The organism is Cupriavidus sp. CuC1, from assembly GCF_044627735.1.
In the GTDB taxonomy this organism is placed as follows: domain Bacteria; phylum Pseudomonadota; class Gammaproteobacteria; order Burkholderiales; family Burkholderiaceae; genus Cupriavidus; species Cupriavidus ulmosensis.
On the sequence record NZ_JBIUHC010000055.1, the window covers coordinates 24439 to 49612 of the forward strand.

Sequence of the window (25174 nt, forward strand, 5' to 3'; positions counted from 1 at the left end):
ACCAGGAACACCAAGAGCGCAATATGAGTGAACACACCTTGTTGGCGAATTCGCCGCTGATCATTACCGTCGCGCCCAATGGTGCCTACAAGACCGCCAAGGACCACCAGGCCGTGCCGCTGACCGCGGCGGCCCTGGCGGCAGACGCGCGGGCATGCCTGGAAGCCGGCGCGGCCATGATGCACATGCATGTGCGCCAGCCCGACGGCCGCCATTCCCTGGATCCGCAGATTTATCGCGAAGCGCTTGCCGTGGTGAAGCAGGAAGTGGGCGATGCCCTGCTGGTGCAGGTGACCAGCGAAGCCGCCGGCATCTACCGCGCGGCCGAGCAGATCGCGATGGTGCGCGAACTGCGGCCCGAGGCAGTCTCCATCGGGCTGCGCGAGATCGCCGTGCCGGACATCCCCGAGGCCGAGCTGGCCGGTTTCCTGGCCTGGCTGGCGCGCGAGCGGGTGATGACCCAGGTCATCTTGTACGACGCGGCCGACGTGGCGCGCTGGCAAGCGCTGCGCGCGCGCGGGCTGGTGCCGCCGGGCGCGTGGTCGGTGCTGTTTGTGCTGGGCCGGTATTCGGCGGGACAGGTATCGTCGCCGCGCGACCTGCTGCCGTTCCTGCAGGTCTATGACGGCACGCTGCCGTGGGCGATCTGCGCCTTCGGGCGCGAGGAGAATGCCTGCGTGACCACCGCCGCCGCGTTCGGCGGGCATGTGCGGGTGGGCTTCGAGAACAACCTGAAGCTGCGCGACGGCAGCACCGCGCCAGGCAACGCGGCCCTCGTTGGGCAGGCGGCCGAAGGCGCGCGCACGCTTGGGCGCCCGCTAGCTTCGGCCGACGAGGCCAGGCAGATCTACAGCGAGATTCGCTGATCGGCGGCGATCAGCGCCGGTGCTCATGCGCCGTCGCTGAAGGCGTCGCGGGTGCCGTTGCGAGCGCCGTCGGTGAACGGATCCCGCGCGCCGGCGCGCGCGCCGTCGGTGAACGGGTCGCGCGGGCCGAGCTTGCTGGCGCCCTGCGTGTAGATGTCCCGCGCCTGGCTGGTGGCCGCGCCATCAAGATACGGGTCCACGCTGCGCGGGGCGGCGCTGGCGAGGCTGGCGACACCGCCAAGGGTGGCGGCCAGGGCGGCGGCGAGCAGGGCTTGCTTGAGAGTACGCATCGTTTTCTCCGAGGATTCGAGGGGTGGGCGATCTCTTTCGATCGACCGTGCTGGCAGTCTAAGAAACAGGCACCGACGACAACATGACCGGCACATGACAATGCTGTCATGCAGCACGCCTTGCCCGGACGGCATTCCTTGTCCACCGCCCCTGCGTTTTTCCGCAACCTCCAATTCCTTCCAAGTTCGCGCAATTTCTTGCCGCAGCGCCCCAACTTTTGCCAACAGGCGTTACCTCGCAAATCCTGGCGCGTAACGTGGCTCAGGCACGCCCAAATCGTGTCGAAATGTGCCAAAAATCTCATAAATTCTTAATGATTGGCGGAAACGCGCAATCAAGCTATGCTTGCCCGATTGTCGGGCACGCGGCACACCATCTGGTCGTCAAAGGCGGCTGCGGGGGCTGGGCAAGGGGGCCGGCATGGCCGGTGGCCGCGGGCGCGGGCGCGGGCGCGGACACCATGGCCGGCAATCACATAAGGCCTGAAAAGGTCGAGAAACATGACGCTTTACCAGATCAAACCGAAGTTCCAGGCCCTTCTGCGGCCGTTGGTGACGCGCCTCGCCGCGCGCGGCGTCACCGCCAACCAGGTCACGCTGGCTGCGGCGGGCGGGTCATTGGTGGTGGGTGCCCTGGTGGCCGCGCTGGCCTGGCTGCCCGGCGTCTTCCTACTGATGCCGATCTGGCTGTTCGTGCGCATGGCGCTGAACGCCATCGACGGCATGCTGGCGCGCGAGCACGGCCAGCAGAGCGTGCTTGGCGCCTATCTCAATGAACTTGGGGACATCGTCTCCGATATTGCGCTGATCCTGCCGTTTGCCCTGGTTGCGCCGTTTGGTGCCGGCGAAATCATGGTGTTCGCGCTGCTCACGGTCAGCCTGGCGCGCAGGGTCGCATGATGCTGCGCCAGCAGGCCGAAGGCGGGGCCGCGGACATCGCCGCGGGGGAGCCGGGCGCTGGCGGGGCTCGCCCCTGGGGCCTTGCCCTGGTCCTGCTGGCCGGCATGGGCGCCTTGTTTTTCTCGTCCTATGGGCTGGCCAACTGGCTGGCGAGCCAGCGTCCCGACGTCCCGTTCTTCTACTTTGAATGGGAGCGGCACATTCCCTTTGTGCCCTGGAGCATCGTGCCGTACTGGTCGATCGACCTGCTCTACGGCCTGTCCTTTTTCCTCTGGCGCAGGCGTGCCGATCTGCTCGTCCATGCCAAGCGCTTGCTGGCGGCGCAGCTGATCTCGGTTGCCTGCTTTATTGCCTTTCCGCTGCGTTTTGCCTTCGATCGCCCGCAGGCCGGCGGCGTGCCCGGCCACCTCTTCACGCTGCTGGGCGGCTTTGACAAGCCGTTCAACCAGGCGCCATCGCTGCACATCAGCCTGCTGGTGATCCTGTGGGTGGCCTACGCCATGCACGCGCGCGGCGGCTGGCGCTGGCTGCTGCACGGCTGGTTCGCGCTGATCGGGGTGTCAGTGCTGACCACTTACCAGCACCATGTCATCGACGTGCCCACGGGCTGGCTGCTGGGCTGGTTCTGCGTCTTCCTGTTTCCCTTCGGGCAGGGGCAGGGCACTGCAGAGCCCGCTGCCAGCGCGCGCACGCGGCAGCTTGCCAGGCGTTACGCCATGGGTGCACTGGCCGGCGGGGCGGCGGCACTGGCGCTGTCGTCTACCTCGGCCCTCGCAGCGTTGCTGCTAGGCTGGCTGGCCCTGTCGCTGGCTTGCGTCGCGGCGATCTACCGGCGGGGCATTCCGGCCTTGTTCCAGAAGCGGCACGACGGCACCATGCCGATGGCGGCGCGCTGGGTGCTGGCGCCTTACCTGCTGGGCGCGTTGGCTAACTCACGCTGGTGGACGCGCCGCCAGCCCGGCGCCAGCCAGATCGTGCCCGGCCTCTGGGTCGGCCGTTTCCCGGGCGGTACCGAGCTACGCCGCCTAGGGGCGGATGCCGTGCTCGACCTGACCGCCGAGCTGCCGCGGCTGGCGGATGCTACCTTGTATCGATGCGTGCCGGTGCTGGACCTGACCGTGCCCGCGCAGGCGCAACTGGACGAAGCCGTGGCCGTGCTTGAAGCCTGGCACCGCGATGGTCGCAATGTGCTTGTATGCTGCGCGCTTGGCTATTCGCGCAGCGCGCTGGTGGCCGCCGCATGGCTCGCCGGCCACGCCGGCGCGCACGACGCCGGGCAAGCGCTGGCCTTGCTGCGCAAGGGGCGTCCGGCCGTGGTGCTGGGCCCGGACAGCGTGGCTGCGCTGTCGCACTTCATCCGCCGCCGGCAGGCGGCCGCACAGTTTCCAGGGGGAGCAGGCCATGTCGGTTCCGATGCATGACGACTACCACCTTGACGCTGCCGCCGGGCACTGGGTGGCGCAGGCCGCGGCGGGGGGCCTCGATGGCGCGGGCCGTGTGCTCTGGGCCGGGCTGGTGCTGGCACTGATCAACCTGCTGCTGGCCGGTACCCTGTCGCCGGCGGGGCAGGTCTATCTGGTGCTCGGCATCGTAGCGGCGCTGCTCGGCGCGGTCCAGCTGTGGCTGCTGATCCGCGCGGCAATCGACCGCCGCTTGTTCGCGGCGCTTGCCGAGGCCCTGCGCATCGCCGACCCGGTCTCGACGCTGGCCTCGCTGGACCAGGCGCTGGTGCAGCTCGGCTGGGCGGGGCCCGAGGGCGGCGGGCGATCCTTGGTGCAGCGCGCTCGCGGCGCTTTGCGCTTTCTCCACTGGGCCGCGGGACTCGCCGCCCTGCAATTACTGGTGGCCTTGCTGCTACTGCTGCTGAGATAACACACGATGTGGCTTTCCAAACTGGTGGCGCGCGCCATCATCCTGTTCGCACGCTTGCTGACCGGCATGCAGGCGCACTGGAACGGCTGCCTGCCCGCCGCAGTGCAGCGTATCTATTTTGCCAACCACAGCAGCCACGGCGATTTCGTGCTGATCTGGGGCTGCCTGCCGCCGGACTTGCGCTTGCTCACGCGGCCGGTGGCCGGCGCGGATTACTGGAACAAGTCGCCGCTGCGGCGCTTTATCGGCAGGGATGTGTTCAACGCCCTGCTGATCGATCGCACCCGCAGCGAGCCGGGCAGCGATCCTGTGGCCCTGATGCAGCAGGTGGTGCGCAAGGGCGACTCGCTGATCCTGTTTCCCGAAGGCACGCGTAACACCACCGACGAACGGCTCTTGCCCTTCAAGAGCGGCATCTACCACCTTGCGAAGGTTTGCGCAGACATCGAGTTCGTGCCGGTGTGGATCGACAATCTCAACCGCGTGATGCCCAAGGGCGAGTTCGTGCCGGTGCCCCTGCTGTGCACCGTGACTTTCGGCAAGCCGCTGACCCTTGGCGCGGAAGAAGCCAAGGATGACTTCCTGGCGCGCTGCCGCGAAGGCCTGTTGTCGCTGGCGCCCGCGCTGGACTAAGAACCTATGACCTTTCCTCACCTGACCATGATGCATGAGACCTGGCTGCTGTTCGGCGGCGTGCTGGGCGTACTCGTGCTGGCTTCCACGGTGACCGCGCTGCTGCGCTGGCGCGTGGCCCGGGGTGGCCCGCACGCGGTCATCGACAACCTTGCCGCGCGCGTATCGGCGTGGTGGTGGATGATCGGCGTGCTAGGGGTGGCGTTCGCGATGGGGCGGACCGCCATCATCGTGCTGTTCTACCTGTTGTCGTTCTACGCCTTGCGTGAGTTCATCACCATCACCACCACGCGGCGGGGCGACCACCGTGCCATCGTCGCCGCCTTCTTCGTCTTTCTGCCGCTGCAATACGTGCTGGTGTACACCGGCTGGTATGGGCTGTTTTCCATCTTTATCCCGGTCTACGCTTTCCTGATCCTGCCCATCCTCTCCGCGCTGTCGGCGGAAACCACGCGCTTCCTGGAGCGTTGCGCGGGGGTGCAGTGGGCCGTGATGATCTGCGTGTTCTGCGTGTCGCATGTGCCGGCCTTGCTGACCTTGCCGATTCCCGGCTTCGAGGATCGCAACCTGCTGCTGATCGCATTCCTGGTGATCGTGGTGCAGGGCAGCGACGTGCTGCAGTACGTGTGGGGCAAGCTGCTCGGCAAGACCAGGATCGCGCCGCTGCTGTCGCCGTCCAAGACCGTGGGAGGCTTTGTCGGCGGCGTGGCCAGCGCCACCGCGCTGGGCGCCTCGCTGTGGTGGATCACGCCCTATGGCTCGCCCTGGAAGGCGGGGCTGATCGCGCTGGTGATTGCCTTGATGGGCTTCCTGGGCGGGCTGGTGATGTCGGCCATCAAGCGCGATCGCAACATCAAGGACTGGGGCCAGATGATCCAGGGCCATGGCGGCATGCTGGACCGGCTGGATTCGGTGGTGTTCGCCGCGCCGATCTTCTTCCATATCACGCGGTACTGGTGGGTGCCCTGAGGGCGCCGCCCTCGCTGATCCCATCGCCTTGGCTTTTTATTTCTCCCTGAATTTTGCCGGCCCAAACCGCGTGTTGGGTCCTGCACGTTGTCATCATGTCTAGCAAGCGCATCGAGCATATCGTCATTGTCGGCTTTGGCTGTATCGGCCAGGCCATCCTGCCCTTGCTGGCGCAGGCGCATCCGGAAGCGGCGGTCACGGTTGTGGACCGGGTCATGGACGCCCACCGCCTGGCGCTGGCCCGGCAGTACGGCGCCATGCCGCTGCATGCCACCGTGGCACCGGCAACGATGGCAGCAGCGCCAGCACGAGCAGCGGTGGCCATGGCGGTGGCTACTACGGCGGGTATCACGGCGGGTATCACGGCGGCATGGCACGCTGGTACGGGCCGTATTACACCGAGTCCGGCACCGTCTACCACCCAGACGGCACGCAGACCCGGCGCGACATGTCGAGCGGCGTCGCCCGTCCCATGGGTGTCTATGACAGCAACGGCAACCTGGCCCGCGTCAGCCAGGCGCCGGGCACGCCGCATGCGACCATGGTCGAGGAGGCCACGCTGAGCCGCAGCAGCCTCGGGCGCGGCGCGAGCGGCGGCATGTCGATGCGCTCGGCCGCCGTCAGCCGGGCGCCGGCCGTGTCCTCGCGCGGCGGCTTTGCCAGCCGCTTTGGCGGGTCTGGCCGCTCCGGCGGCGGCTAAGGCTGCATCGCATTTTTTCAGATTCGCTTCACATCCGGTCCAACCCAACCAGGAACCCACATGACCTTTCCCCTACAGCCGGTCTACGCCTACCTGATCTACATTCTCGCCAGCTTCGCCATGCTGGGGCTGTTTCTGCTGGTGTACACGCGGATCACGCCGCACCGCGAGTTCGATCTGATCCGCCAGGGCAACGTGGCGGCGGCCTTGTCGCTGGGCGGCGCGGTGCTGGGGTTTTCGCTGACGCTCTCGGCCAGCATCCAGCACAATGCCGCCTTCTCGATGTTCGTGCTGTGGGGCTTTGGCGCGTTCGTGGTGCAGGTGCTGGCCTATGTGATCGTGGCGCGGGCGCTGCGCGGCGTCAGCGAGGAAATCACCGCGGACAATCGCGGCATGGGTGCGCTGATGGGGGTGGTATCGCTGGCGGCGGGCATCGTCAATGCCGCCTGCCTGGCATAGCATCGCCGCTGGTTTGGCGTGAGGGAGGGCGCCGAGAGACGGAATATGCACCTCGCGGGATGTGCGAAGGTGCCAAGGGCCGCGCGGCAACTGGCATTAACGCTTAGGAAATGTCTGCGCCAGCAAAGGCGCAAGACCCTGTAAAATCGTGCATTACAGGCGGCTTGACCCGCTGGATTACCCCCCCTTCCTCCGCTTTACCGGCCATCCGTCCGCCGGCAAAGTCAATTACGAAAGTCATGTCAGAGTCTGATGAAGCCAAACTAGCCGCGGCGACGTGGGTCCGTGAGCAGATGGACCGCCACGGCCTCACGCTCGACGATTTACTTGAGGCGGGCTGTTTTGCTGCACCCCCGGCTCCGCCGGCGCCGGCTCAGGTGGTGCCGAGCGCCACGTTGGCCGTTACGCCCCCGGTTGCCGCGCCGGCAGTGGCCGCCGAGGCGGAAAAGCCAGCCCGGGTGCTTTACCGTAACGCCATGGGCCAGAGCTGGGACGGTACCGGCGAGCGGCCGGAGTGGCTGCAGCGGGCTGTCAACGCGGGGCAAACGGTCGATTTCTTCCGGGTCGGATAAGAATCCCCTTACTGCGCCGGTGGCTGTACCACCAGCGTGGTCACCGTCAGCGCGCCGTTGGCTCGGATCACGCTGAACTTCACCCGGTCGCCTTCCTTGGCCTGCCCCAGCAGGGCCGGGTCTTGCACGCGGAAGATCATGGTCATGGCATCCATGCCCAGGTTGGCGATAGGGCCATGCTTGATGGTCAGTTTGCCGGCCGCGACATCTACCTTGCGGATCTCCCCATTGGTCAGTGGTACAGCCTCGGCTTGTGCCGCGCTGGCCGGGGCGGAGGAGGCGTCGCTGGTATCGGGGGCGGCCCCGGCCGGCAGGGTTGCGAAGGCCGCCAGAAGCGGCAGCAGCGCGAGCAGGTTCTTGCTGGTGTTCATTTGCATTCCTTCCTGGTTGGTTGGTTGGTTGGTTGGTTGGTTGGTTGGTGTTGAATACAGGGTGTTTTGTCGCCTGGACGCTAAAAACGCTTAGCGCACGCTGACCTTGCCGCGCATGCCGGCGTCATAGTGGCCGGGCTGCAGGCAGGCAAAATCAACCCGGCCACTGCGCGTAAAGCGCCACACCATTTCGCCGCGCTGGCTGGCTTCGAGCGTGACGGCGTTCGGGTCGGCGTGTTCCATCTCAGGCATCTTCAGCATTTCGGCGTAGTGCGCCTTCAGGTCGGCCTCGGTGCCAAGCACCATCTCATGCCGTAGTTTTCCAGCGTTGCGCACCACGAAGCGGATGGTCTCGTCGGCCTTGACCTTGATGTCGGCCGGGCTGAAGCGCATGTTGTCGGTCATGTCGACCTGGATGGTGCGGCTCACGCTGGCGGCGTCGCCCGGCTCGCCAATAGCGCTGGCGGCCTCGCCGGCATGAGGGCCGCCGTGGCTGCCGGCGGCGACGGCGCTGGCGCACGGCAGGGCGAGGGCAACGGCACTGGCCGCCGCCACCAAGGCGGTAGCGGCACGGGATTTCCTGTTTCGCATGTTGTCTTTCCTTTCTCTGGCTGACGTGGTCATTGGCTGGCGCCGGGCGTGCCGGCATATTCGAAGGCAACAGTGCCCTTGGGATGGCGATACCAGCCCGGGTCGCGGTAGTCGTTGCGGCCAAGGCCGGCGCGCACCTTGAGCACCGTGAACATGCCACCCATCTCGATCGGCCCGAATGGCCCTCGTCCGGTCATCATCGGCAAGGTGTTGTCCGGCAACGGCATCTCCATGCCGCCCATATCCGCCATGCCGGCCTCGCCCATCGCCATGTACTCCGGCACCAGCGCGTTCATCCGCTTGGCCAGGTCCTTTTGCTTGACGCCGATCATGGTCGGCAACTGGTGGCCCATGGCGTTCATGGTGTGGTGGGACTTGTGGCAGTGAAAGGCCCAGTCGCCGGGGTTGTCGGCGATGAATTCGATGGCGCGCATCTGTCCCACCGCCACGTCGGTGGTCACCTCCGGCCAACGCGCGGACGGGGGCACCCAGCCGCCATCGGTGCCGCTCACCTCGAAGCGGTGTCCGTGCAGATGGATCGGGTGGTTGGTCATGGTCAGGTTGCCAAAGCGGATCCGCACGCGATCGCCCAGGCGCACCGGCAGCGTGTCGATGCCCGGGAACACGCGGCTGTTCCACGTCCACATATTGAAATCCGTCATCTCGGCCACGCGCGGCGTGTAGGAGCCGGGGTCGATGTCGTAGGCCGAGATCAGGAACACAAAATCGCGATCGACCCGCATCTGCGCGGGGTCCTTCGGATGCACCACGAGCAAGCCCATCATGCCCATCGCCATCTGCACCATCTCGTCGGAATGCGGGTGGTACATGAAGGTGCCGGCGTGCTTCATCTCGAACTCATAGACGAAGGTCTTGCCGGGCGGGATATGCGGCTGCGACAGGCCGCCGACACCATCCATGCCGGCCGGCAGGATGATGCCGTGCCAGTGCACGGTGGTGTGTTCCGGCAGCTTGTTGGTGACGAAGATGCGCACCTTGTCGCCTTCCACGCACTCGATGGTGGGGCCGGGGCTCTGGCCGTTGTAGCCCCACAGGTGCGCCTTCATGCCGGGCGCGAACTCGCGCTCGACGGGCTCCGCCACCAGGTGGAACTCCTTCCAGCCTTGGCGCATGCGCCAGGGCAGGGTCCAGCCGTTGAGGGTCACCACCGGGTTGTAGGGGCGGCCTGTGGCCGGCGCCAGCGGCGGCTGGGTGGCGGGGCTGGCTTGCAGCGCGGCCTCGGGCAGCACTGCGGCGCCGGCGCGCGTCACCAACGCCGCGCCGAGCATGGTAGCGCCGGAGCCATGCAGGAATTGTCTTCGGGTAACCATGGTCATTGTCCTTTGGGCGAAGCAGGCGAGGCGGGCGATGGCGGGCTGGCAGGGGCCGCGGGAGATGCCGTGGAAGGGGCGGCTGGGAGAGGCAATGCGGCGCCGTCCGGCAGCCGTCCGCCGAGCGCGCCTTGCAGCTCGGTTTGGGCCACCCAGTACTCGCGCAGCGCGTCGAGATAGCCGTTGACGGCACCGACTTGCTCGCGCGCGTCAGCCAGCAGCTCGAACACGCTGACCAGCATGCCGTTGTAGCGCAGCATGCCTTCATCCGAGATGCGCTTGCGCAGCGGCACTACCTCGTCGCGGTAATGCCGCGCGATGTCGTAGCGCGCCTGGTAGCCGGCGTAGGTCTCGCGCACTTCCGAGCGCGCGTTGATGGCGCTCTGCGCGAGCCGGCTGGCGGCCTGCATGTAGACCGCCTCGGCCCGCGCCACGCGGGCACCACCCCAGTCGAACAGCGGGATCTCGATATCGATGCCGTAGCCGGTCTCGCGCGGCTTGCCGGTTTCAGAGTTGTGCAGGTAGCTCACATCCAGCACGCTGATAAAGCGCGTGGCGCGGGTCAGGCCAAGCGAGCGCGCCAGGCTGTCCAGCTGCAGCCTGCCGGCTTGCAGGTCGAGCCGGCTGGCCATGGCATAGCCCTCCAGGTCCGCCATGGCCGGGCGCGCCTTCGGCAAGTCCGGCAGGCGTTCGAGGAGCCGGTATTGCGCGCCGGTGCCCCACAGCCCAAGCTGGCGCGTGAGTTGCTCGCGGGCGGCCAGTGCCTGCTGGCGCGTACGGGCCAGCTGGGTCGCGGCGTCGGCATAGAAGGCTTGCTCGCGCGCGTGATCGAGCGCGCTGACGTTACCGGCGCGCGCCAGGTCGCGGGCGAACAGCGCGCCTGTTTCAGCCGCGTTCTTGACCTGCTCGGCATAGCGCGCCGATTGTTCCGCGGCGACAGCATTGACGAAGGCCTTGCGCGTTTCCAGCGCCTGCCGCAGCAAGGTGTCGGCCACGGCGAGCCGGGTTTGCGTGAAGCGGTCCTGCTCGATGCGGGCCGCCAGCGGAAGCACCAGCAGGTTCATCAAGCCGACCGTGATGGCGCGGTCGATCTTGAGGTCGTCGCCCTGGCGCGTGCGGCTGAAGGAGAATCGCGGGTTGGGCAGGCGCGTTGCCTGGACGTATTCGGCCTCGGAGATGCCCAGGTCGGCAAAGGCCGCCTGCAGGCCGGCGTTGTTGAGCAGCGCGATCTGTACAGCGCTGTCGGCGTCGAGCGGCTGCGCCAGCAAGGCCTGGGTGCGCTCGTGGACGGCGGCGCGGTCCTGGTCGGAGCGGACCCAGATAGCGTCCTTGCCGAGGCGCTCGCGCGCCGCGGTCGCCGCCGTGCCGAAGCCGCCGTCGGCGGTAAATCCGGCGCAGCCGGCCAGCAGCAGGGTACAGGCCGCCGCGGCCAGTCCCGGCCGGATTGGCAATGGGTGAGACATGCGGCCTCCTTAGTGGTGGTGGCCGTGAGCGGCAGCGGCGGGCTTGGCCGCAGGTGTCGGCGCGGGCATGGGCATGGACATGGGCATGGACATGGGCATGGGCATGGACATGGGCATGGACATGGACATGGGCGCATTGGCGCCCGGTGCGTCCTTGCCCGCCGGCGGCGTGACCTGGGCATTGGACTCGCGCCACGGGGCGATGGCTTGCGCCTGGAACGGCACATAGCCCGCCAGCACGTTCAGTGCCGGCAGCGGCGGCACGGATGCGCGGGGATCGAGCGGATCGGCAGCGGGCGCGCTGGACTGGGCCGACGACAAGGTCGGCCCGAGCACCAGGCAAGCCGCCGCAAGAATGCGGACGAAATGCATGACAACCTCAGTGTTCGTGGGATGCGCGAATGACCGCGCGGGGCAAAACGAACGGCGGGCGAGCGTGCGCTGGACGCACCTCGGGTGTCAGCAGCGTGCGGCGGGCGGGCGGTCGGAGAGGGGGGGGAGGAAGTCGGCGTAGGCAGCCAGGGAGGCTACCGGAGCGGCATGGCCGTGGCTGGCCAGGGCGAGTTCGGGCAGGATCGTGGGCATGATGGCCCCGAGTGCGCAGGCCGAGCAGGCGTTGCAGGGGCCACCGGCGCCATGGCTGGCGTGGTGATCCCGATGGTCTTGATGGGCGGGCTGGTCAGTCGTGCCAGTCGTACCTGTCATCCCGTCCCTCTCTTGGGCCGGGTCCGCCGCGTCATGGCAATGCGCGCCGGCATGGCTGCCGAGCGCGGCTTCCGCCTGCGACTTCATGGCCGCATGACGTAACATCATCGATTCCATGGCAGGCGAATCGGCCGGCAGTACGACGGATTGCGTCCGCACCGATTGCACCGATTGCGCCGCGCTGCAGACCATCATGACTGCCGCCGCGACACCCTGTGCGGGCAGCGCGATCATGGCAAGGCATAACAGGAAGTAGCTAAGGAAGCGTTTCATCGGGGCAGGGGAATCAGCAGCCGATATTGTACCTGCATCGAAAGGTGCGGTAGCGTGACGCCAACATGACATTGCTGACATCTTCAGCCGCGGCGGGGCTTCCTCGTATAGCGTGTGGGTCTTGCAGGGCCGGTTGACGGCCCGGAGTGAATAAATATGCGCATATTGATTGTCGAGGACGAGCCCAAGGCAGGCGACTACCTGCGCAAGGGCCTGAGCGAATCCGGTTTCGTGGTGGACCTGGCGCGCGACGGCGTGGACGGCCTCGCCCATGCGCGCGGGCAGGAGTACGACCTGATCGTGCTGGATGTCATGCTACCGGGCATGGACGGCTGGCAGGTGCTCCAGGAACTGCGGCGCGAGCGCGATACGCCTGTGCTGTTCCTCACCGCGCGTGACGAACTTTCCGATCGCCTCAAGGGCCTGGAGCTGGGCGCGGACGACTATATGGTCAAGCCCTTCGCCTTCGCCGAGCTGGTCATGCGCATCCGCACCATCCTGCGGCGCGGCCCGCTGCGTGAAAGCGAGCTGATCGAAGTGGCAGACCTGCAGATCGATACCGTCAAGCGCCGCGTCACGCGCGACGGCCAGAAACTGGAGCTGACTTCCAAGGAGTTCGCGCTGCTGCAACTGCTGGCACGCCGCAGCGGCGAAGTGCTGTCGCGCTCGCTGATTGCCTCCCACGTCTGGGACATGAATTTCGACAGCAATACCAATGTGGTCGATGTCTCCATCCGCCGGCTGCGCGCCAAGGTTGACGATCCCTTTCCCGCCAAGCTGATCCATACGCGGCGGGGCATGGGTTACGTGCTGGAAGAGGAAGTGCTGTGAGCCGGCGGATGTCGGGGGCAGCCTCTTGATCCGCGCCGTATTGCGCCTGCCGGCATCGCTCACGGCACGGCTTGCGCTGGCCTATGGCGCCGCCACCGTGGCCATCCTGGTGGCCGTTGGGACCTACCTGGCGAGCGCGCTTGCTGCCCAGTTGCAGGATCGCGACGAGAGCGAGCTGGTCAGCGAAGTGCTGCTGGTGCGCCATCTGCTGCGCGAGGTAGGCTCGGAGGCGGAGATCCGCGCCGACACGCATCGCTTCGCCGATCTCGCGCTCGGCCACGAAGGCCTGATCCTGCTGGTGCGCGGCAGCGGCGGCGAGCCACTGGTCACCCTGAACCCACGCCATGAGCCGGTGCCGGCATTGCCCGTGCTGCCCGCAGCCACGCCGCCCGACAAATCACAACTGCACACCTGGTATCCGCGCAACGGCGTCGCCTCGCGCGGCATCTCCGCGTTGGGGCAGCTGGGCGATTCCGGGCGGGCGGTAGAGATCGTGGTGCTGCGTGACGCCGGGTACCGCGTGGCGCTGATGAAGGCCTACCAGACGCAGATGCTGTGGGCAACGCTGTGCGGCGCGGCGGTCGCGGCAGGGCTAGGCTACCTGCTGGCCAGGCGCGGCCTGCGCCCGCTCAGGCGCATGGCCGAGGACGCCTCGGCCGTCACCATGAGCCGGCTCGCCACGCGGCTCGATGCCGGCCAGGCGCCCACCGAGCTGCGCGCACTGGTCGCCGCGCTGAACGACATGCTGGCGCGCCTGGAAGATGGCGTCCATCGGCTCTCCGAATTCTCGGCCGATCTTGCACACGATTTTCGTACGCCCATCAGCAACCTGATCGGCCAGACCCAGGTCACGCTGGGCCATAGTCGCCCGGTGCAGGAGTACGAGAACCTGCTGGAATCCAACCTGGAAGAATATGAACGGCTGGCCCGCATGATCGAGAACATGCTGTTTCTTGCGCGCGCGGACCATGCCCAGGTAGCGATGACGGTGCGTGAGCTTGACACGCGCGCGGAGCTGGACAAGGTCGCCGAGTACTACGAAGCCGTGGCGGCTGACCGCGATATCAAGGTGCAACTGGTGGGCCAAGGCACCGTGCGCGCTGACCAGACCCTGCTGCGGCGCGCGGTGACCAACCTCGTCGACAACGCCTTGCGGCACGCGCCCGCCGGCAGCGCCGTGGACATCCGGGTAGTGGCGGACGCCGCCGCTACCCGGATCCAGGTTGGCAACGGAGGCGCCGGCATTGCCGCCGAGGCGCTGCCGCACGTGTTCGGGCGGTTTTACCGAGGCGACCCCGCGCGCAGCAATTCGGCGGGTTCGACCGGGCTTGGGCTGGCCATCGTCGATACGATCATGCGGCTGCATGGCGGTAGCGTGAGCCTGCGCAGCCGGCCCGGCGAAACGGTGGCGGAGCTGATGTTTCCGGTGCAACATGCCCGGTCCTCGACAGACTCGGTGGGCAGGGGTTAAGAGCCACCCCTTTCAAGGTGACGAAAATTATATGAGAGCCAGTCCACCTCTCCATTTAGATAGGCGTCAATCCAAACCTCCCTTATTTTATCTAGTAAATATCTACTATTCATGCTGCAACAACAAATCAAGTTGTTCCGAAATATCGGACAACTTTCGATCCAGCAAACGCTGCGCGTCTAGCACACCTTCATTGTACGCATGGGATCGCACCAATTTGTACAATTTTTCCCCGAACGGAACAACCTCCATATTCCCAACCGAAACTTCTAACTCACTTTTCAGCAAGTCACGGACTTCTGAAGAAAACTTAATCAAATCAAATTTATCACTATCCATGGTGTCTCCTAAAATGTAGGGAATTTGAATTTCACGGAGCCGTGCGCGAACGGTGATCGATTTACATGATCTGCTTGTCAAGCCAAGCGCCCGGTCGATGTGTGCGGGCGATTCAAGCCAGCGCACCAAGCGCTCGTGCATCAAGCGCTTTGGCGTTGCAAGCTCGACCAGAATCGGTGCCCGGCAAAGAATATCGATTTCAAGCGCCGGCAGGATTCGGAAAATTCAGATCTTCATTTTGGATTCTTCAGGCCAGAAGTAAGAGCCCGTTTGAAAGCTCCCGGTAGATGTGGCTTAACGTTCCGATGTGGAAAAAGGAACATCGAGAGCGGCAGGCGAACATGGCGGCCACGACAAAGCGGTATCCGAGCGATCCAACGGACGTTGTGTGGGGTGCGATGGAGGGCTTGCTCCCCAAGTCGTTTGCCCGTGGCCGTCGCAGGCAGTGCAATCTGCGCGAGGTGATCAATGCGCTGCGCTATTTGGTGCGTTCCGGTTGCGGCTGGCGCATGTTGCCCAAGGAGTTGGGGTCGCGCGAAGCCGGATCCAGGTGACTGGCCGTGGCGATGTGCAGCCGCTTGCCGACAATGCCACCGCGGCCGGGCGCGCAATGAACCGCCGGGTGGAAATCGTGCTGGCGCCGCCAGGCACCTGGTTGCACTGAGGCGTAGCGGTGCTTGATGGCAGGAGCGGCGTGCCGCTCCTGCTGTCGCCAGGGTTAGCCGTTGGGCAATGCCGGTGGCACCGGCAAGTCGCCAGCCAGGCGTTCGCAGCCTGCGTCATCTTCAACGCCAGCCTCATCCTCATCGCGCCGATGCGCCAGCCGGTACAGCACCGGCAGCACCAGCAAGGTCAGCGCGGTGGAAGACAGGATGCCGCCGATCACCACCGTGGCCAGCGGACGCTGTACCTCGGCTCCGGTCCCGGTCGCTATCGCCATCGGGATAAAGCCCAGCGAAGCCACCAGCGCGGTCATCAGCACGGGGCGCAGCCGGGTCAGCGCGCCCTTGTGTATGGCTTCGTCGAGCGGCTTGCCGTCCTCGCGCAGGCTGCGGATAAAGGACAGCATCACCAGCCCGTTGAGCACCGCCACGCCGGACAGGGCGATAAAGCCCACCGCCGCTGAGATCGACAGCGGAATGCCTCGCAGCCACAGCGCCAGGATGCCGCCGGTGAGCGCGAACGGGATACCAGTGAAGACCAGCAGGCCATCGCGCACGTTGCCGAACATGGCGAACAGCAGCACGAACACCATCAGCAGCGCCACCGGTACCACGATCTGCAGCCGCGTGGTGGCGGACTGCAATTGCTCGAAGGTGCCGCCCCAGGTAACCCAGTAGCCTGCCGGGATCTTGACCTGGCGGTCCAGCGTCGCCATCGCCTCGGGCACGAAGGTGCCCACGTCGCGCCCGCGCACATTGGCGCTGACCACGATGCGGCGCTTGCCGTTCTCGCGCGAGACCTGGTTGGGGCCCGGGGCCAGCGTGAGGGTTGCCACTTCGCCCAGCGGGATATAGCTGGCGGTTGCCGTGCTTCCCTTCGGCAGGGGAATCGGCAGCCGGCGCAGCGCCTCCACATCGGCACGGATGCCTTCCGGCAGCCGCACGCCGATATTGAAGCGGCGGTCGCCCTGGAAGAAGATGCCGGCGTCGCGGCCGCCCACGGCGATGGCCACGGTGTCCTGCACGTCGATCATGTTGAGGCCGTAGCGGGCCGCGCGGGCGCGGTCCACGTCTACCGTCAGCATCGGCAGGCCGCTGGTCTGCTCGACCTTGACCTCGGTTGCGCCCGGGATGGCCTGCAGCACGGTGGCGACCTTTTGCGCGGTGTCCTCCAGCACGGCATTGTCGTCCCCGAAGATCTTCACGGCCACGTCGCTGCGCACCCCGGAGATCAGCTCGTTGAAGCGGAGCTGGATCGGCTGCGAGAACTCGTACTTGTTGCCGGGGAGGGTCGCCAGCTCGGCCTCCATCGCTGCCAGCAATTGCTCTCGCGTCTTGGAGGGATCGGGCCACTTTGCGCGTGGCCTGAGCATGATGTAGCCGTCGGACGCGTTGGGCGGCATCGGGTCCGAGGCGATCTCGGCGGTGCCGGTGCGGGCGAAGACGCGCTCGATCTCGGGGAATTTCTCATTGAGGCGCGTCTCGATCTGCTGCTGCATGGCGAGCGATTGCGTGAGGCTGGTGCCGGGAATGCGCAGTGCCTGCACGGCGAAATCCCCTTCGTTCAGGTTGGGGATGAACTCGCTGCCCAGCCGCGTCGCCACCAGGCCGCTGAGCAGCACCGCCACGGCGGCGAAGGTCAGCACCACCGGTGTGTTGGCGATGGTCTTGCCGAGCATCGGCGCGTAGGCGCGCTTGGCCCACCGCATCACGCGGTTTTCCTTCTCGGCTACCTTGTCGCCGATAAACAGCGCCACCGCCGCCGGGACGAACGTCACCGACAGGATCATTGCACCGATCAGCGCCAGCATCACGGTCATCGCCATGGGGTGGAACATCTTGCCCTCCACGCCGGTCAGCGCAAAGATGGGGATGTACACGATCATGATGATGAGCTGGCCGAAGATCAGCGGGCGGCGTGCTTCCCGCGAGGCCGCAAAGACCTCGTGGAAGCGTTCGCTGCGCGTGAGCGGGCGGCCGAGCTGTTGCTGGGCATGGGCGAGGCGCCGCACGCAGTTCTCCACGATCACCACCGCGCCGTCGATGATGATGCCGAAGTCCAGCGCGCCCAGGCTCATCAGGTTGGCGCTGATCTTGTAGGTCACCATGCCGGTGAAGGTAAACAGCATGGAGAGCGGGATCACCAGCGCGGTGATGATGGCGGCGCGCATGTTGCCAAGGAACAGGAACAGGATCACGATCACCAGGATCGCGCCCTCGACCAGGTTCTTCTTGACGGTGGTGATGGCGCGGTCCACCAGCACGGTGCGGTCGTACACGGTGACGGCCTTGACGCCGGCCGGCAGTGAACGGTTGATGGCGGCCATGCGCTGGTCCACCGCTTGCGATACGGCACGGCTGTTCTCGCCGATTAGCATGAAGACGGTGCCTAGCACCACTTCACGCCCGTTGTCAGTGGCCGCGCCGGTGCGCAGTTCGCGGCCGATGCCCACGTCCGCCAGGTCGCGGATGCGGATGGGCTGGCCCTGCGCGCTGCCCACGATGATCTCGCGGATATCGTCGACGGACTTGACCTGCCCCGGCGCGCGCACCAGGTATTGCTCGCCGCGCCGCTCGATATAGCCGGCGCCCACGTTGGCGTTGTTCTTCTCCAGCGCCGCCACCACGTCCTGCAGGCTCAGGCCGTAGGAGGCCAGTCGTTCAGGGCTGGGCGCCACCAGGTACTCCTTGGCGAAGCCGCCGATGGAGTTGATCTCGGTCACGCCTGGCACGGTGCGCAGCTGCGGCTTGATGACCCAGTCCTGGATCTCGCGCAGGTCGGTGGGCGTGTAGGGCGTGCCGTCGGCCTTCTTGGCGCCGTCCTCGGCTTCCACCGTCCACAGGTAGATCTCGCCAAGCCCGGTGGAAATCGGGCCCATCTGTGGCGCAACGCCTGCGGGCAGGTTCTGCGCGGCTTCCTGGATGCGCTGGTTGACCAGCTGGCGCGCGAAGTAGATATCGGTGCCGTCCTTGAAGATCACCGTCACCTGCGACAAGCCATAGCGCGACAGCGAGCGGGTTTGCTCCAGGCCCGGCAGGCCGGACATCGCCGTCTCGATCGGGTAGGTGACGCGCTGCTCGGTTTCCAGCGGCGAATAGCCGGGCGCCGAGGTATTGACCTGCACCTGCACGTTGGTGATGTCGGGCACGGCGTCGATGGGCAGCCGGCTGTAGTTGTAGATGCCGAGCGCGGCCATGGCGAACACGGCCAGCAGCACCAGCCATCGCTGCTCGATGGCAAAGCGGATCAGTCTTTCAAACATGAGGGAGTCTCCGCTTAGTGGCTTAGTGGCTATGCTCGGCGCCGGCCTTGCCAAGCTCGGCCTTGATCACGAAGCTGTTGCCCGCCACGTATTGCGTGCCGGACTTCAGGCCGTCGGTGATCTCCACCAGCTTGCCATCGCTGCGGCCGGTCTTGACCGGCCGCGCCTGGAAGCCGCCCGGAACGACAGCGAACACCACCACCACCTGCTGATCGCCGTTGTTTTGCAGGGCTTCGGCCTCGATCGCCACCGGCACCTCGGCGCTGGAGTCGGTCACGCCCACAGTGACGAACAGGCCAGGACGCCAGGCCATCTTGGGGTTGGGCAGGGTGACGCGGGCGGTGGCGGTGCGCGTTTGCTGGCCCAGCAATGAGCCGACATACGAGACCGTGCCCTCGGCCTTGCCGTCGAAGGCGGTGGAGGCGATCTTCACCTTCTCGCCGACCCGCACGCGATCCAGGTCCTTGGGCGCGATCACGAACTCGGCCCATACCGTGCTGAGGTCGGAAATGATGAACACGTTGGCGTCGGCCGCCACGGCTTCGCCCAGCGCCAGGTGCTTCTCGACCACGGTGCCGTCGAAGGGCGCGCGCAGCTCGAAGCGGTTGAGCGACTTGCCACTATCAGCGCTGCCGCTGGCACCGATGGCGGTCAGCTTCTGCGTGGCGTTTTGCGTGGCGATGCGGGCTTCCTGCAGCGCGGTGCGCGCGGCCAGGTAGTCCTGCTCGGCGGAGATCTTGTCCTCCCACAGCTTTTTCTCGCGCTGGAAGGTGGATTCAGCCAGTTCCAGGCGCTTTTGCGCGGCCAGCAGTTCGCTGCGCTGGTCGGACAATGCGGTGCTGGCCAGTACCGCCAGCAAATCGCCTTTCTTCACCTGTTGCCCCAGGTTGGCGGATACGCCTTCCACCACCCCGGCCACGCGTGGCACCACATGGGCGGTGCGGTCCTCGTTGAAGCGGATCTCGCCGGGGAAGGACACCGTGGCTTCGATGCGCGCCGGGCCAGCCGTGCGCAGCGTGAGTCCGGCTGCCTGGATCTGCGCCGGGGTCATCTCGACGTGGCCTTCTTTCTCTTGCGTTTCGTGGTGCTCCCCGTCGGCGTGCCGGGCGGTGTCGTCATGCGCCGCGCTGGCCGGGCTGCCGTGGTGCTCGCCGTCGCCGTGGGCAGCGGCCTCGCGATGCGCGGCTGCTGCCGGGGCGGCTTCGGTCGTGCCGTCCCCGCTGCCGCGCCCGACGAAAATCAGTCCCGCGGCGGCGATGGCGCCGCCCGCCAGGATGATGGCGATGCTCGTTTTTTGCTTGTTGTTGATTGTCATGATGGAGTTCCTTTGCTTCAACGGCCAAGAATGCGGTCGATGGTGGTGGCTGCCTGATAGGCATTGGCGACCACGCCGAGATAGCGGATGCGCGCCTGGAACCAGGTGCGCTGCGCATCGAGCACGTCGAGGAAGTTGAATTTGCCCGCTTCGAAGCCGCGCGTGGCGGCCTCATAGGCCTGCTGGGCAGCCGGTAGCACGGTGCCCCTGAGCGAGTCGGCCGAGGTCCGCGATACGGTGAGTTGCCGCGTGGCTTGCTGCAGCTCATTGGCGAGCCGCACCTGCGTGGCGCGGTACTCGTCGGCCGCTTTGTCGGCCTGGCGCAGCGCGGCGTAGAGATTGCCCTGGTTGCGGTCGAGCAGCGGCAACGGCAGCGACACGCCCAGCACCGGCATGGTGCCGCGATCGGAGCCGTTGTCGCGTTTGCTGCCCAGGCTCACGGTCAGGTCGGGGTACTGGCGGCTGCGCTCCACGCCGATGATGGCCTGCCGGCGCTCCAGTTCCAGCCGGCGGCTCGCCAGTTCCGGCGCGCTGTCCAGCGCTTGCTTAAGGCTGGCGCCGTCGGGCCGCGCGGGCAGGGTATCGAGGTTGCCGGCCGCTTCCAGGAAGCGGGCTTCGCTGCTGCCCCACAGGCCGGCCAGCGACTGGCGTCCTATGGCAAGTGCGGCCTCGGCGTCGGCGACCTCGAGTTCCGCATTGGCTTGCTCCACGCGTGCCTTGCTTTCTTCGAGCGGCGCGATCTTGCCGGCGGCCACGCGGCGGATTGCCGCCTGCGCGCCCTTGGCGGCGATCTCGGCCGAGCCCCGCGCCAGCTTGACGCGCTCCTGCGCGATGACCACCGCGAAGAAGCCCCCGACCACGGCCGCGCGCAGGTCGGTGCGCGCGGCGCCCAGTTGCGATTGGGCGAGCTCGCGCGCCTTCTGCGCGGCGCCGATGCGCGCGGCGCGCTTGCCGCCGAGCTCGATCGGGAGGTTGACCTGGGCCGTGGTGGTGCGTGTGTCGCGGCGGTTGTCCTCGAGGAGCACCGCGAGTTCCGGGTTGGGGATGGTGCGGGCCTGCATGATGCCGCCCTCGGCGGCATCGAGCTCATGGCCGGCGGCCGAGAGCGTGAAGTTGCGCCCGGCCGCGAGGGCGAGCGCATCGTCCAGCGTCAGCGTGCCGGCTGGCTCCGCGATCTGTTGCGCCGCTTGCGCGGCAGGCAATGGGGTAGTCGCCGCGTTCTGGGCGAACGCGGTAGGGCTGAGCAAAGCTGCCGCCAGCCCGAGCGGCATCACAAGTGTTCTCATCGAATTTCACCGGGAAAAGGCCAGGGAAGTTCGGCGAGACGAGAGTCTGGAGGTAAAGGGAGTCGTCTCGCCGTTTAGGCGGCGAGCGGCCACTGCGGGCGGTCGGGGGTGGCGCCGGGCGCCGACAGGTAGGACGCGGCTAGCGCCCGGTAGCTGATGGCCACGCCGTGGTGCGAGGCGCTCGTGGCCAGGTCCGGCAAGACCAGCTGGGCGCTGGCAAAGTGGCACACGGCGCAGTCCAGGTCGGGCAGCTTGATGTTGTCCTTGCCTTCCTTGCTGTCACTGCTGCCGTGCTGGCTGAGCTTGCCCTGATGGGCGTGGCTATGGTGGCCGAAATGCCAGTTGGCGCTGGCCGTGGCGGTGCCGTTGCCTTGCTGCGCGCTTTCATGATTGCAATACGCCGCGGCCCCGGCCCAGGCGAACTGGAGCGGCAGCATGATGGCGAAAAGCAGGATCAGGAAACGGCGCATGCGGCGGATTATATAGGCAGGAAGGATGACCCTTGCACGACTGTGGCTTAATCGTGGCGCTAGGGCGATGTCAGGTGCCCGCATCGACAGCGCTTGACCCTGTAGTCGCTTCAGGGTCTTAAATGGGCGGTAAGCAAAAACAAGCAGGGAAAACCGCCATGCCTAGCGCAACCCCAGACCAAGCTTCGCTCCGTGACCAATCGTGTTGTGATCATGAGCATTCTGAAGCACACGAACATGCGCATAAGCACGATCAAGCACACCAGCACCAGCATCAGCACCAGCACGGCCACGGCCACGACCACAGGCACGACCACGGCCATGATCACAGTGGCGATCACGGCCATCAGCACGCTCAAACCGCCGCCGCCTGCTGCGGCAGCGCCAGCATGGCCCCGCAGATTGCTGTAGCCGTCCCTGCCGGCACCGCCGCGGCCAGCTATCGCATTGACGCGATGGACTGCCCGACGGAGGAGACACTGATCCGCAACAAGCTGGGCAGCATGGCCGGCGTGGCCGCGCTGCAGTTCAACCTGATGCAGCGCGTGCTGACGGTGCACCATACGCTGGACTCCCTGGAGCCGGTGGTGCGGGCCATCGAGAGCCTCGGCATGAAGGCCGAGTCGCTATCGGAGCAGGCCGCTGCGCTGCCGCCGCAAGCCGCCAAGCCGTGGTGGCCGCTGGCGCTCGCCGGCGTGGTCGCGCTTGGCGCGGAGGCTGTGCAGTGGCAGCAAGTGCCGGGCCAGGAATGGCTCGCGCCCCTGCTGGCGTTGGCGGCTGTGGCGATAGCCGGGCTGGGCGTCTACAAAAAGGGCTGGATTGCGCTGTCCAACGGCAACCTGAACATCAACGCGCTGATGAGCATCGCTGTCACTGGGGCCATGCTGATCCGGCAGTGGCCGGAGGCGGCCATGGTGATGGTGCTGTTCGCGCTGGCCGAGCGCATCGAGGCGGCGTCGCTGGACCGTGCGCGCAACGCGGTGCGCGGCCTGATGGCGATGGCGCCGGAGCAGGCCACGGTGCGGCAGCCGGATGGCAACTGGCTGCCCGTGGAGGCTAGCGCGGTGGCCATCGGCGCATTGGTGCGCCTGCGTCCGGGCGAGCGCGTAGCGCTGGATGGGCGCGTGTTGCGCGGCCAGTCCACGCTGGACCAGGCACCGATCACTGGCGAGAGCGTCCCGGTCGACAAGACCGTCGGCGATGCGCTCTTCGCCGGCACCATCAACCAGGCCGGCGAACTGGAGTACGAAGTCACCGCGCCGGCCAGCGGCTCCACGCTGGCGCGCATCATCCACGCGGTGGAAGCGGCGCAGGGCAGCCGCGCGCCCACGCAGCGCTTTGTCGACCGCTTTGCCCGCATCTACACGCCGCTGGTCTTTCTTGGCGCGGTGCTGGTGGCCGTGGTGCCGCCGCTGGCGATGGACGGCGACTGGAGCGCGTGGATCTACAAGGCGCTGGTGCTGCTGGTGATTGCCTGCCCGTGCGCGCTGGTGATCTCCACGCCGGTGACCATCGTCAGCGGCCTGGCGGCCGCGGCGCGGCGCGGGATCCTGATCAAGGGCGGCGTCTACCTGGAACAGGGCAAGGACCTGAAATGGCTGGCGCTGGACAAGACCGGCACTATCACGCACGGCAAGCCGGCCCAGACCGATTTCCAGCCGCTGGGCGCAACCGCCGCCGGCGGCGCGGCGGCGAGCGTTGCCGCACGCCTGATCGCCGCCAGCCTGGCTGCCCGCTCGGACCATCCTGTGTCGATGGCTGTCGCCAACGCGGCGCGCGCGGAAGGCCTGGTACCGCTGGACGTGCAGGACTTTGCGGCGCTGCCGGGCTATGGCGTCAGCGGTACCGTGAACGGGCGTAGCTACTACCTGGGCAACCACCGCCTGATCCACGACCGTGGGCTGTGCTCGCCGGAACTGGAAGCCACGCTGGAAGCGCTGGAGCGGCAAGGCAAGACCGTTGTGCTGCTGGGCGCGGATCACGGCGTCGAGGCACTGTTCGGCGTAGCGGATACGGTCAAGGACAGCAGCCGCGAGGCGGTGGCGCAGCTGCATGCGCTGGGCGTCAAGACGCTGATGCTGTCGGGCGACAACCCGCATACCGCGCAAGCGATCGCCGCGCAGGTGCAGATCGACCAGGCGCGCGGCAACCAGTTGCCGCAGGACAAGGCCGACGCCATCGCTGCGCTCAGCGTGAAGGGGGCGCAGGGCATCCAGGGCAATGGCAGCAAGCGCGTCGTGGTGGGCATGGTGGGCGACGGCGTCAACGATGCGCCCGCGCTGGCCCGCGCCGACATCGGCTTCGCCATGGGCGCGGCCGGGACCGACACGGCGATCGAGACCGCCGACGTGGCGCTGATGGACGACGACCTGCGCAAGATCCCTGCCTTTATCCGGCTGTCGCGCCAGACTTCGACGATCCTGAAGCAGAACATCGTCCTGGCGCTTGGCATCAAGGCGATCTTTCTGGCGCTCACGGTCATGGGCCTGGGCACCATGTGGATGGCGGTGTTTGCCGACATGGGGGCGAGCTTGCTGGTGGTCTTCAACGGCTTGCGGCTGGCGAAAGCAGGGCGGAGCTGAAATGACCGCGCCCCCATTGGATGGGGGCGCGGTCATTTCTTGGCGGATATTCAGCGGCGATTCAGGGCTGGATAATCAACTCGCCGCTGCGCCCTTCGATGGCGCCCCAGGTAACGGGTGCCGTCGGCAGGCTCGCCGGATCCAGGTGTCGATAGAACGTGCCCATTGAGATCAGGTCGTGCCCCTGCGCGCGCCAGCCATCCAGCAGGCGGTTGAACACCGGCGCGAGCTTGCCGCCTTCGAGTTCGGTATGCAGGGTGAAGACGTGGTCGCGCTCGCCTTCGCTCAGGCGCAGCACGGCTTCGTGCACGTTGTCCTCGGTCAAGTCATCGACGCCAATGAGTTCGTCCAGCGTTGGCAGCGTAGTGGGCATCTGCACATGGCGGCATGCCATGCCGTCGACCGTGGGGATATACGGCGCGGTGCCGCGTCCGTCGGACGCATACACCATGCCCCAGTCGTCGATCTGGCGGAAGGCGTCATTGTTCATCTGCCAGCCGGCCGCGCCATGGGTAGGCGGCGCTTCGCCGAAAATCTCGACGTAGCGGTCGAATGCGCTTTGCATCTGGCGCCGCGTCCAGGCGGCATCGCGCTCGCGCACGTTGTCCTGCCAGTAGACGTGATCCCAGGTGTGGATGCCGCACTCGTGTCCCGCCGCGCGCGCCGCGCGCATCTCGGCCGCGCCCTTGCGGCCGATGTCGGGGCCGGGCAGCAGCACCCCGTACATCAGCGTGCGCAAGCCATAGTTGGACACCACCGAGGTACGCGACACCTTCTTCAGGAAGCCGGGCCGGAACACGCGCCGCAGCGCCCAGCCGGTATGGTCGGGGCCGAGGCTGAACAGAAAGGTGGCCTCGGCCCGCACGCGTGCCAGCATGGCGAGCAGCGCCGGCACGCCTTCGCGGGTGCCGCGCAGCGTGTCGACGTCGACCTTCAGGGCAATACGGGCCATCGGGTGCG

The 25174-nt window shown here is 66.8% G+C and carries 25 protein-coding genes and 2 pseudogenes; 14 read left to right on the forward strand and 13 right to left on the reverse strand.

The window, feature by feature from the left end; genetic code table 11:
- Positions 1–23: 23 nt before the first annotated feature.
- Positions 24–866, forward strand: coding sequence for a 3-keto-5-aminohexanoate cleavage protein (locus tag ACGLHR_RS23025; RefSeq protein WP_400096507.1), 843 nt, complete (start codon positions 24–26; stop codon positions 864–866).
- Positions 867–889: 23 nt separating this feature from the next.
- Here the strand turns inward: ACGLHR_RS23025 and ACGLHR_RS23030 are convergent, their stop codons facing one another.
- Positions 890–1156 carry a hypothetical protein gene (locus ACGLHR_RS23030; RefSeq protein WP_400096508.1) on the reverse strand — a complete coding sequence of 89 codons (267 nt, stop codon included), beginning with the start codon at positions 1154–1156 and terminating at the stop codon, positions 890–892.
- A gap of 501 nt (positions 1157–1657) precedes the next feature.
- Between ACGLHR_RS23030 and ACGLHR_RS23035 the strand changes: the two are divergent.
- The 9 genes and pseudogenes from ACGLHR_RS23035 to ACGLHR_RS23075 form a co-directional block, all read left to right on the forward strand.
- Positions 1658–2032, forward strand: a pseudogene (locus ACGLHR_RS23035) (CDP-alcohol phosphatidyltransferase family protein); the annotation flags it as partial.
- A gap of 23 nt (positions 2033–2055) precedes the next feature.
- A complete protein-coding gene (locus tag ACGLHR_RS23040) occupies positions 2056–3477 on the forward strand; it encodes a phosphatase PAP2/dual specificity phosphatase family protein (protein ID WP_400096539.1) in 1422 nt (473 codons plus the stop codon).
- Positions 3458–3928, forward strand: coding sequence for a hypothetical protein (locus ACGLHR_RS23045; RefSeq protein ID WP_400096509.1), 471 nt, complete (start codon positions 3458–3460; stop codon positions 3926–3928). The genes ACGLHR_RS23040 and ACGLHR_RS23045 overlap by 20 nt, the downstream gene beginning before the upstream one ends.
- Before the next feature lie 6 nt (positions 3929–3934).
- Positions 3935–4561: a lysophospholipid acyltransferase family protein gene (locus tag ACGLHR_RS23050; RefSeq protein WP_400096510.1), complete on the forward strand. Its 627-nt coding sequence runs from the start codon at positions 3935–3937 to the stop codon at positions 4559–4561.
- Positions 4562–4567: 6 nt separating this feature from the next.
- Positions 4568–5530: a phosphatidate cytidylyltransferase gene (locus ACGLHR_RS23055; RefSeq protein ID WP_400096511.1), complete on the forward strand. Its 963-nt coding sequence runs from the start codon at positions 4568–4570 to the stop codon at positions 5528–5530.
- 95 nt (positions 5531–5625) lie between these two features.
- A pseudogene (locus ACGLHR_RS23060) lies at positions 5626–5715 on the forward strand (hypothetical protein); the annotation flags it as partial.
- Positions 5716–5900: 185 nt separating this feature from the next.
- A complete protein-coding gene (locus tag ACGLHR_RS23065) occupies positions 5901–6230 on the forward strand; it encodes a hypothetical protein (RefSeq protein ID WP_400096540.1) in 330 nt (109 codons plus the stop codon).
- Positions 6231–6290: 60 nt separating this feature from the next.
- A complete protein-coding gene (locus ACGLHR_RS23070; RefSeq protein WP_400096512.1) occupies positions 6291–6689 on the forward strand; it encodes a DUF350 domain-containing protein in 399 nt (132 codons plus the stop codon).
- 239 nt (positions 6690–6928) lie between these two features.
- Positions 6929–7261, forward strand: a complete 333-nt coding sequence (locus ACGLHR_RS23075) for an H-NS family nucleoid-associated regulatory protein (protein WP_318231013.1) — start codon at positions 6929–6931, stop codon at positions 7259–7261.
- 8 nt (positions 7262–7269) lie between these two features.
- Here the strand turns inward: ACGLHR_RS23075 and ACGLHR_RS23080 are convergent, their stop codons facing one another.
- From ACGLHR_RS23080 to ACGLHR_RS23105, 6 genes are all read right to left on the reverse strand, one after another.
- Entirely contained in the window at positions 7270–7632 is a 363-nt protein-coding gene (locus ACGLHR_RS23080; protein WP_400096513.1) for a copper-binding protein, read from the reverse strand.
- A 90-nt stretch (positions 7633–7722) separates the two neighbouring features.
- Positions 7723–8223, reverse strand: coding sequence for a plastocyanin/azurin family copper-binding protein (locus ACGLHR_RS23085; protein WP_400096514.1), 501 nt, complete (start codon positions 8221–8223; stop codon positions 7723–7725).
- Between the two features lie 29 nt (positions 8224–8252).
- A complete protein-coding gene (locus ACGLHR_RS23090) occupies positions 8253–9554 on the reverse strand; it encodes a multicopper oxidase family protein (RefSeq protein WP_400096515.1) in 1302 nt (433 codons plus the stop codon).
- 2 nt (positions 9555–9556) lie between these two features.
- Complete coding sequence (locus tag ACGLHR_RS23095) at positions 9557–11017, reverse strand: TolC family protein (protein WP_400096516.1); 1461 nt, start codon at positions 11015–11017, stop codon at positions 9557–9559.
- 9 nt (positions 11018–11026) lie between these two features.
- On the reverse strand, positions 11027–11389 hold the full coding sequence (locus ACGLHR_RS23100; protein ID WP_400096517.1) for a hypothetical protein: 363 nt from the start codon (positions 11387–11389) through the stop codon (positions 11027–11029).
- A gap of 87 nt (positions 11390–11476) precedes the next feature.
- On the reverse strand, positions 11477–11995 hold the full coding sequence (locus ACGLHR_RS23105; RefSeq protein WP_400096518.1) for a hypothetical protein: 519 nt from the start codon (positions 11993–11995) through the stop codon (positions 11477–11479).
- Positions 11996–12151: 156 nt separating this feature from the next.
- Between ACGLHR_RS23105 and ACGLHR_RS23110 the strand changes: the two genes are divergently transcribed.
- Entirely contained in the window at positions 12152–12826 is a 675-nt protein-coding gene (locus ACGLHR_RS23110) for a heavy metal response regulator transcription factor (protein WP_318231020.1), read from the forward strand.
- 25 nt (positions 12827–12851) lie between these two features.
- Positions 12852–14297 carry a heavy metal sensor histidine kinase gene (locus ACGLHR_RS23115; RefSeq protein WP_400096519.1) on the forward strand — a complete coding sequence of 482 codons (1446 nt, stop codon included), beginning with the start codon at positions 12852–12854 and terminating at the stop codon, positions 14295–14297.
- 105 nt (positions 14298–14402) lie between these two features.
- On the opposite strand, the gene ACGLHR_RS23120 is transcribed toward ACGLHR_RS23115, so the two are convergent.
- Positions 14403–14636: a DUF2164 family protein gene (locus ACGLHR_RS23120; protein ID WP_400096520.1), complete on the reverse strand. Its 234-nt coding sequence runs from the start codon at positions 14634–14636 to the stop codon at positions 14403–14405.
- A gap of 305 nt (positions 14637–14941) precedes the next feature.
- Between ACGLHR_RS23120 and ACGLHR_RS23125 the strand changes: the two genes are divergently transcribed.
- Positions 14942–15190, forward strand: coding sequence for a transposase (locus tag ACGLHR_RS23125; RefSeq protein WP_400096521.1), 249 nt, complete (start codon positions 14942–14944; stop codon positions 15188–15190).
- A 164-nt stretch (positions 15191–15354) separates the two neighbouring features.
- Here ACGLHR_RS23125 and ACGLHR_RS23130 read toward each other — a convergent pair whose 3' ends face one another.
- From ACGLHR_RS23130 to czcI, 4 genes are all read right to left on the reverse strand, one after another.
- Positions 15355–18561 carry a CusA/CzcA family heavy metal efflux RND transporter gene (locus ACGLHR_RS23130; protein WP_400096522.1) on the reverse strand — a complete coding sequence of 1069 codons (3207 nt, stop codon included), beginning with the start codon at positions 18559–18561 and terminating at the stop codon, positions 15355–15357.
- A 22-nt stretch (positions 18562–18583) separates the two neighbouring features.
- Positions 18584–19876, reverse strand: coding sequence for an efflux RND transporter periplasmic adaptor subunit (locus tag ACGLHR_RS23135; protein ID WP_400096523.1), 1293 nt, complete (start codon positions 19874–19876; stop codon positions 18584–18586).
- 17 nt (positions 19877–19893) lie between these two features.
- Positions 19894–21162 carry a TolC family protein gene (locus ACGLHR_RS23140; RefSeq protein ID WP_400096524.1) on the reverse strand — a complete coding sequence of 423 codons (1269 nt, stop codon included), beginning with the start codon at positions 21160–21162 and terminating at the stop codon, positions 19894–19896.
- A gap of 74 nt (positions 21163–21236) precedes the next feature.
- The gene (gene czcI, locus ACGLHR_RS23145; protein ID WP_400096525.1) at positions 21237–21632 is read right to left on the reverse strand and encodes a cation efflux protein, CzcI family; all 396 of its coding nucleotides are present in this window, start codon (positions 21630–21632) and stop codon (positions 21237–21239) included.
- A gap of 158 nt (positions 21633–21790) precedes the next feature.
- Between czcI and ACGLHR_RS23150 the strand changes: the two genes are divergently transcribed.
- Positions 21791–24214 (forward strand): heavy metal translocating P-type ATPase, encoded by a 2424-nt coding sequence (locus ACGLHR_RS23150; protein WP_400096526.1) that lies wholly within the window; start codon positions 21791–21793, stop codon positions 24212–24214.
- Positions 24215–24275: 61 nt separating this feature from the next.
- Here ACGLHR_RS23150 and ACGLHR_RS23155 read toward each other — a convergent pair whose 3' ends face one another.
- The gene (locus ACGLHR_RS23155) at positions 24276–25166 is read right to left on the reverse strand and encodes a polysaccharide deacetylase family protein (RefSeq protein ID WP_400096527.1); all 891 of its coding nucleotides are present in this window, start codon (positions 25164–25166) and stop codon (positions 24276–24278) included.
- Between the last annotated feature and the right edge of the window lie 8 nt (positions 25167–25174).